Source organism: Pseudomonas sp. 18173, assembly GCF_050432945.1.
In the GTDB taxonomy this organism is placed as follows: Bacteria; Pseudomonadota; Gammaproteobacteria; order Pseudomonadales; family Pseudomonadaceae; genus Aquipseudomonas.
Genome location: NZ_JBKFTN010000051.1, coordinates 1 through 7,170, shown reverse-complemented (window position 1 = coordinate 7,170; position 7,170 = coordinate 1). Strand labels below are relative to the sequence as shown.

The following is a 7,170-nucleotide window of genomic DNA, read 5'->3' as shown; positions in this document are numbered from 1 at the left end:
CCTGCTGGAAAAACGTGTTGCCGAAGGCGGTTCTGACAAACTGCTGCAGAACCGTGTTGCTGAAGGTGGTTCCGACAAGCTGCTGCAAAACCGCGTCGCTGAAGGTGGTTCCGACAAGCTGCTGCAGAACCGCGTTGCTGAAGGTGGTTCCGATCGCCTGCTGGAAAAACGTGTTGCCGAAGGCGGTTCTGACACACTGCTGCAGAACCGTGGTGCTGAAGGTGGTTCCGATCGCCTGCTGGAAAAACGTGTTGCCGAAGGCGGTTCTGACACACTGCTGCAGAACCGTGGTGCTGAAGGTGGTTCCGACAAGCTGCTGCAGAACCGCGTTGCCGAAGGTGGTTCGGATCGTCTGATCCAGAGTCGCAATGCCTGAATAAATTGCTCCACCACTGCCCCACAAAAAAACCGGCCTGATCAGCCGGTTTTTTTGTGTTGTTCAGCCGGACGGTGCCCTGAAATCCTCAGGCCAGGCTCGAGACAGTCTCACCGCTGCTGGCCCGCTGCGCATCCAGCAGTACATCCAGCGTCGTGAGGAACAAGTCATGGCTCATGATGCCGGTGCATACCGTTGATAGAATCTGATTCCCGGCAGCATCTTTAATAGTGACCAGCTCACTCCACTTATTCACATCAACGGAGGAAAGGGTCGACAATGGAATTTTACTACCCTCAACTTCCAGAAATTCGCTTGTCACAATAATTGACCGAGTGGTGACATTGAGGAAATCCCCCGCGACTCGTTTGCGCCAGACCTGCCCGGTCGGCACATACTTGAAAATCACGGCTCCGCCAGACTCAAGTTTTTCGATGACAACCGGCACACGCTCGCGGACATGTAGCTCACGTACCAATTGCTGAAAATCAAAAAAACCCTTGAGCGACGCGATAGCCCGATGAAATGGCTCACTCTCATTACGACGGTACGCCACGTTAGTGATCATGCCGGAGATTGCCGTTTGCCCCGAGCTAAACAGTTAAAGATCTTCTATTTCAACAAACGCCGTGTATTGCCTATGCGTTCCGCTAATAGCAACAATGCCGTGTTCGTAAACCTCATAATGGGTCCCGCGCAACTTCTTCTGCCACGAATAAAGCCCGAACAGGACCGCCGAAATGACGACAAGCAATCCACTCGTGAAATAGATCCATAACTGCGGACTGAAATCACGACTGGTGTTCGCCCCGGAACTACCCGCCGGCAATATGGTACCTAGGTACAACACAAATCCCGCCAGGCACAACAAGACAACTGCGAACAACAGTGTGAAGACCAGAAAGCCTTTGCCGTGACGGAAGGTGGAGATCAGTTGACCTGTCACCGTTGGAATTGGTGTTGGTGATTGCTGCATGAGAGGGTTACTTCCCTAGTGGTTGATTGTAAATAACACCGTAATCCAGACGACTATGTCTCATTAAGAGGCGTTTCCTGCGAATACGCTGTCGACTCCATTGCAAACCTTCAGATACAGGTTGTACGGTTCAACTCAATGACGGGAGAATATTATTGATTGTCAGCCATATACATTCTCTTCCTGGGCCTTTTCAATAAAGATATCAAGAAGATCGCCTTGAATATCTTCTCCATCAAAAGTAACAACAAAATCTCCATCTATACCATCAGGGAAATGAACTCCATCCAGCGTCCCCAGCACCACAGAAGCGCTGTCTGCTATGATAACGTTAAAAAAAGCAAAAACATTAGCCCTGTCGTCATCGCTAAGCGTAGCCAAGGCATTCCTGGTTTTGGCATATGGATCATTATCGTTATTAAGCGGCTTACTTAAGGACTCTTTATATTGCTCAAGATTTTTTGTAAACAACTCATCAAATATTGCCGACACAAATTTCTGATCAGACTTCATAAAACGCCCTCATTAGCGCATCTCTGGGTACATCATTTTATTTAACGATATCAGTTCTTGGAGCTTTGCATTGGGCACATCGGGATATACACACCTAAGTTCTCTTATGTCGCGAGCCACAACATAACGCGCGCTGGTAAATGGCAACCCAGTCTTTCCATTCACCCCACTCCTTGACAATATGCCTACCCCTTCTTTAGAACAGTATGCCCCACACGCGGAACCAGCATTGCGGGAGCAGTTGCCGGATCGTAACCCTCAACTAAATCTTTCATTAGATTTTTTTGGCCAACATGGTGAGAGTCAAATCCCAGATTTTTACCCTTTACAGCACTTTTATTACCCTGATGCGAGTTCACATCCCATTTTTCACAAGCAAGGCCTAAGGAATCGATCCAAGCATTTGGGTTAGGCACATATTGGTAAAGATTGTCCCCTCCGAATNACTTTTATTACCCTGATGCGAGTTCACATCCCATTTTTCACAAGCAAGGCCTAAGGAATCGATCCAAGCATTTGGGTTAGGCACATATTGGTAAAGATTGTCCCCTCCGAATAACCCAATCGGATCCTGCGTAACAAACCGCCCCACCCCCGGGTCGTAATACCGAAACGTGTTTGAGCATAAAATTTTAAAGAGCTAAACCACCTCAAAACATATCCAGCCAAAAAGCATCTTCATCCGAAAAACTAATCATTAAGTGCAAATGCGCTCTTTAGCTGAGCAGAATATTTTTTGCTATTAGGAATACGAATAGACTTCAAATAAACATCCAAAAAACCCGGCCTAACACTCAAAATGTAAAATTCGATCAGATGTAAGTTGAGAAAATTTCTGTAGAAAGGCAACTCCTCCAAAATTTTATCGTCCTGCCCGCCTCCCTCTTGCTCATTCTCTGCACCTTTAATAATCGAAAATTTAGCAGCCAAATATTTACAGAAATCCACGTTACGGTTAGCAGTTTCCGATAGCTCCTGTATCGACATATCGGCCAAAACAAGCTTATTAACATCATGCTTGAATAAAATTTCGGAAACCGGTTCATCTCCGACATTAAAACTCATTTCATTCTTTACATAATCCAAAAGACTACTATATCGGGAGCTTTCGACCCAACCTCTAACTGCTGCTACATCTACCATATGCCTAACCCCTTGATGGCCTTCGAGAAATCGTCGAACACTTACAAAGTGTCCGACTATACTTCTCGAGCGCAACGCCCTCTACACCACCACCCGCAACACATATAACGCAATCTGTAAAAAACAACTCGCAAGTGCTTAGACTTTTACTCCGCACCATTAAACAACCTCTGGAGATAAAATCTTAAAGCACGGTACAACCCCAACTAACTCCTGATGACAAACAAACACACCCATGAACTGCAGCGTCACCAGCGCAACGGAACAGCGCACCTTGTTTACACAAGCGTCAGAGAGCTGTTCTTTTCCACTTATCACCATTTTTTGTTTCTTTTTTTACTATCAACCAGCCACTTCCAGTATTTTTTAGAACAAATCTATATACAGACTTTAGCCTAGCCATCTGCTCGACAACCACAGCGTAATTCTTACCTTCTTGAACAGGCTTGTTTATTACATCCCTCTCTGGATCATAAGTCGGAGGAGACCCACAACCAAGATCTACAAGTCGAGCCCAGCTTCGTTCATCTGACACAGAAAACTTGGTTAGAACCCTCTTAAGCTCGATCTCATACTTTTTATCACAGTCAGAGGTATCTTTATCCGCATCGATCAGGCTCATTTGTTCATCGCGAAAAGCCGTTTCCCAATCTCGCATTTCTGACATAAAGCCTTTCAATGCCTCAACCACCGAAATTTCTTCCATAACAACCTCAGTTACTAAAAATATCAGACAGTAGAGTTTTTCCTTGCTGAAAAACGTTATACACAACTTTGGTCGGCCTCGTACTTGATGCACCATAGATAAACTTAATATCTACACCCACCGGCCCATTATTTCTTACGAAACTAGCAACCCCCCTTCAAAATCTCCGAAAAGACCTCGGTTTATTCTTGAAAGCTTTGGAAAAACACCATCTTTACCGCCTGAACCACCCAAAAGCTTTCCGACGATATGTCCCGCATCGTCTTTTGAATCACCCAGCGCACGTGCCCAAGCTCTTGATGACGCATTCGTCGCTGTTCCAGTACCGAGATCTTTCGCGGTAATTGTCGCTGTTGCTCTAAGAAGTTGCCCTGCCGCGCCACGTGTAACCACAGCACTGACACACCAGCCCTAGGGTTCAATCCAACCGTTAGTGTTGGGAGCATAACCATACAAATTACTGCCACCCAACAACCCAATCGGATCCTGCGTAACAAACCGCCCCACCTCCGGATCGTAATACCGAAACGTGTAGTTCAGCCCCGTCTCGCCGTCGAAATACTGCCCCTGAAACCGCAGGTTCTGCTCGATTTCATTGACGTGCAGACTCTCAGCCGGTTCGCCGCGGCGTCGTAGCGGAACTCTTCGCTGTCGATCAGCCGACCGGTGTCGCGGCTGTGAACTGGCCGTCGAGATTGGAAGTACGCGACTCTCTAAGTCACGCCAATCCATGCTAGCCACCCTCTCATCCCTATTTCAGTATGTTCGCCTCAATCAGTTGCGTCGGCATTCGCGACCTCAAGGATCGTGTTTATTTATCTAAAACAACGACATCTCGGCAGAAAAATTTTCAGCGCACGAGTCACCCGACACTCTCACAGAACTTCATCACTTGATTAGAATAAGCATTAACCTTAGGAATTCTGGACTTTTTCAAATATTTCCGCAGCAATTCCACTCCTTTACGAGCGAGTAAAAATTCAATTGCATTAGCTAACAAAAAACCTGGTGCATAACTTTTGCTAACGATATTTGAATCCTTATCCTCGTCACTCGGTTCTTCGCCAACCGGATACTCCTGCTCGTCAGGTAAGCCATTTAGCGCCCTATGTTTTTTAACTGAATAGACCTTCAGCTCACTGGAGCACTGAGAAATTAAGGATTCAATTTCATTACCATCCAACCCGGACCTAGTAATCGCAGCAGCGTCCAAACGAGCGAACACATCCTCATAGTTCGCCATAACAGTTATACCTAAAGCCTTCTTTAATTCTTCGACCGAATCTCTATAACCTTGGGAGCTGATTATTTTTTTCGCGACATCTAAATTTTCACCTACCATACATCAACCCCTTTTACTACTCTAATCAGATCTGAACCCACATACCTAAATGCATCTACAGCCTCATGCTCCCACGGAGTTAATGAGAGTAAATTCGAAGTCTCATGAACACCGGCGCCACCGACCCGCTGTGGAATATCATTATGATGAAGCTCCATTGCGACATCTTTTCTCGTAATCTCAAACGTTTTGCGGTTGAGTTGGTGCAGATGGCCGCCGCCGTAGTACAGGTAATTGAGGTGTTGGCCGTTGGGTCGTACTCGTAGGACAAGGCGCCTTGCGCTGTGGTCTCCTGGATCAGTCGGCCGAGCAAGTCGTAGACAAATTTTAATTGGGTCGCCGGAAGCATGGCTCAAATAGAAAAACGATATCGTTGGCGAACGACAAAAACACGGTAGCTGAAAGGACATTTCAGCCACCGGATACCTCATTATTAAAGATCCCGATGAATGTGATTCTAATCGTTGCTTGCAAGCAGCTCCAAACCGCCTCCTAACCTTAGGATCGAGCAAGCCACGAAAACTTATAAATATACCTCTGCCGTCGCGGCCGCCATCAACTGTTGATTTGCATTTGAAATGCACATCTTCAATCATGGGAGTACCCAACGTCTTTTTTCAGCCATCGCTCGCCACTAGTGGCGGCAATTAGTCTCTTGACCCAGGAAGAAAATCTCGACTTTCTAATGAAAACGCATCCCCTCACATCTAACATCCATGGCGCACTTGGCAAATAAAACCATGAATCTGGCATTGCATGTACACCTTCCAACACTTCCCTAATGACATATGCTTTCACATTCACATCATCAATCTGCTTTTTTTTGCATTTTTTACCTCCCCATTGACTGAGGTGACGGATTTTTCGCACAAAGCCAGAACCATCAAAAAAGTAAAAAAACAAAAAAACCTTAAATCTCCTCTATAAAAGTCGGCGCACCACCCACACACTTAATAATCAAATTATAGAACTCAACAAAACTCCCAGAGACAAAAAACAAGTTCCCACAATCATTCTGCTCCGGGATGTCAAAATCATTCTTTAAATCAGACTCATGAAGATGAGTTCTATCCCAATAATAAACTCCTTTTTCGCCACGCTTACCAACCATTACGTAAGGATTTCCTCCTCCATCCTCGCCAATAGCGACAGCCTCGTCGAGAAAATCAAGCTCCTCAATAAATTCCTTATTAAAACAAATTACATCATTACAATCTTCCTCTGGCAAAAGTCCAAAAAAACGATCAAAACTAATAACCCCCTCGTCAACAGCACTTAATGGGATCTGCGCGTAATCAGGCTCCGTCAAGTAAAACCCATTCATTTTGCATAAAAACTCTCTATACCCAACTGGGAACGCCCTACTAATTTCCACTTCAATATAATCAACTTCTGCAGACTTCAAGCCTGACTTATAAACTACTGGCATACTACACCTTACCTTAGCAAGTGGATTTCATATTTTTCACTCCACCGGAGTGAGTGAACCTGTTGTGAATTTTTTTAGGAACTTCCTGCATCGTTTTCATATTTTCATGATGATGCCAAGTATTCTTCGTGTAATCTGCACTTCCTTTAGGAGCAAGCGCATCAGCCTTTCCGAAATCCCCACCCGGATTTTTTCCGTGATTTCCTTTCAAGTCCGGAACATCAATCTGTTGACGTTCGAACGGTGTAAAGTCTGGATGTCCATTCGGGTACCTGACACTGTTGCCCTCCCAATCACTGTATACCCACGTCCGCCCTTCAATTTCTGAATGTACCGAACCGCCTTTTTCCAGCCATTTTGATACATCTGGTGAATGAGACGGTTTTGCGCTCCAACCCCAAGGATCGATCCAAGCGATTGGATTCGCAGCGTATTGGTAAAGGTTGAAGCCACCCAACAACCCAATCGGATCCTGCGTTACAAACCGCCCCACCCCCGGATCGTAATACCGAAACGTGTTGTAGTGCAGCCCCGTCTCGTCATCAAAATACTGCCCCTGAAACCGCAGGTTCTGCTCGACCTCATTGACCGCCAGCGTTTCCACCGCCCCCCACGCCTTGTACGTCGCCTGCCAGACAATGCGTCCGTCTGCGTCCGTCATCTCCAGCGGCGTACCGATCTGGTC

9 protein-coding genes and 3 pseudogenes are annotated in these 7,170 nt (G+C 46.1%); 1 reads left to right on the top strand and 11 read right to left on the bottom strand.

The window, feature by feature from the left end; translation table 11 throughout:
- Positions 1–376: phage infection protein (locus tag ACLD1X_RS28760; RefSeq protein WP_429373638.1), on the top strand; the 376-nt coding region annotated here is incomplete at its 5' end.
- A gap of 88 nt (positions 377–464) precedes the next feature.
- Here ACLD1X_RS28760 and ACLD1X_RS28755 read toward each other — a convergent pair.
- The 11 genes and pseudogenes from ACLD1X_RS28755 to ACLD1X_RS28705 form a co-directional block, all read right to left on the bottom strand.
- Positions 465–944, bottom strand: a complete 480-nt coding sequence (locus ACLD1X_RS28755) for a hypothetical protein (RefSeq protein ID WP_429373636.1) — start codon at positions 942–944, stop codon at positions 465–467.
- A gap of 33 nt (positions 945–977) precedes the next feature.
- Positions 978–1,352, bottom strand: a complete 375-nt coding sequence (locus ACLD1X_RS28750) for a hypothetical protein (protein WP_429373634.1) — start codon at positions 1,350–1,352, stop codon at positions 978–980.
- Between the two features lie 162 nt (positions 1,353–1,514).
- Complete coding sequence (locus ACLD1X_RS28745; RefSeq protein WP_429373632.1) at positions 1,515–1,865, bottom strand: hypothetical protein; 351 nt, start codon at positions 1,863–1,865, stop codon at positions 1,515–1,517.
- A 484-nt stretch (positions 1,866–2,349) separates the two neighbouring features.
- Positions 2,350–2,484, bottom strand: a pseudogene (locus ACLD1X_RS28740) (RHS repeat-associated core domain-containing protein); the annotation flags it as partial.
- 71 nt (positions 2,485–2,555) lie between these two features.
- Positions 2,556–3,008, bottom strand: a complete 453-nt coding sequence (locus ACLD1X_RS28735; protein WP_429373630.1) for a hypothetical protein — start codon at positions 3,006–3,008, stop codon at positions 2,556–2,558.
- Positions 3,009–3,297: 289 nt separating this feature from the next.
- Complete coding sequence (locus ACLD1X_RS28730; RefSeq protein WP_429373628.1) at positions 3,298–3,714, bottom strand: NTF2 fold immunity protein; 417 nt, start codon at positions 3,712–3,714, stop codon at positions 3,298–3,300.
- 414 nt (positions 3,715–4,128) lie between these two features.
- Positions 4,129–4,326, bottom strand: a pseudogene (locus ACLD1X_RS28725) (RHS repeat-associated core domain-containing protein); the annotation flags it as partial.
- Between the two features lie 250 nt (positions 4,327–4,576).
- Positions 4,577–5,056: a hypothetical protein gene (locus ACLD1X_RS28720; protein WP_429373626.1), complete on the bottom strand. Its 480-nt coding sequence runs from the start codon at positions 5,054–5,056 to the stop codon at positions 4,577–4,579.
- Positions 5,050–5,396: pseudogene (locus ACLD1X_RS28715) on the bottom strand (hypothetical protein); the annotation flags it as partial. The gene ACLD1X_RS28720 and the pseudogene ACLD1X_RS28715, both read right to left, overlap by 7 nt.
- Positions 5,397–5,966: 570 nt before the next feature.
- The gene (locus ACLD1X_RS28710) at positions 5,967–6,485 is read right to left on the bottom strand and encodes an SMI1/KNR4 family protein (protein ID WP_429373624.1); all 519 of its coding nucleotides are present in this window, start codon (positions 6,483–6,485) and stop codon (positions 5,967–5,969) included.
- A 13-nt stretch (positions 6,486–6,498) separates the two neighbouring features.
- On the bottom strand, positions 6,499–7,170 hold a 672-nt coding region (locus tag ACLD1X_RS28705), incomplete at its 5' end, for an RHS repeat-associated core domain-containing protein (RefSeq protein ID WP_429373622.1).

Bases quoted from the DNA above. Each gene is read 5' to 3' on its own strand.
- ACLD1X_RS28710 (WP_429373624.1), bottom strand. From the start codon at position 6,485: ATGCCAGTAGTTTATAAGTCAGGCTTGAAGTCTGCAGAAGTTGATTAT.
- ACLD1X_RS28745 (WP_429373632.1), bottom strand. From the start codon at position 1,865: ATGAAGTCTGATCAGAAATTTGTGTCGGCAATATTTGATGAGTTGTTT.
- ACLD1X_RS28720 (WP_429373626.1), bottom strand. From the start codon at position 5,056: ATGGTAGGTGAAAATTTAGATGTCGCGAAAAAAATAATCAGCTCCCAA.
- ACLD1X_RS28735 (WP_429373630.1), bottom strand. From the start codon at position 3,008: ATGGTAGATGTAGCAGCAGTTAGAGGTTGGGTCGAAAGCTCCCGATAT.
- ACLD1X_RS28755 (WP_429373636.1), bottom strand. From the start codon at position 944: ATGATCACTAACGTGGCGTACCGTCGTAATGAGAGTGAGCCATTTCAT.
- ACLD1X_RS28750 (WP_429373634.1), bottom strand. From the start codon at position 1,352: ATGCAGCAATCACCAACACCAATTCCAACGGTGACAGGTCAACTGATC.
- ACLD1X_RS28730 (WP_429373628.1), bottom strand. From the start codon at position 3,714: ATGGAAGAAATTTCGGTGGTTGAGGCATTGAAAGGCTTTATGTCAGAA.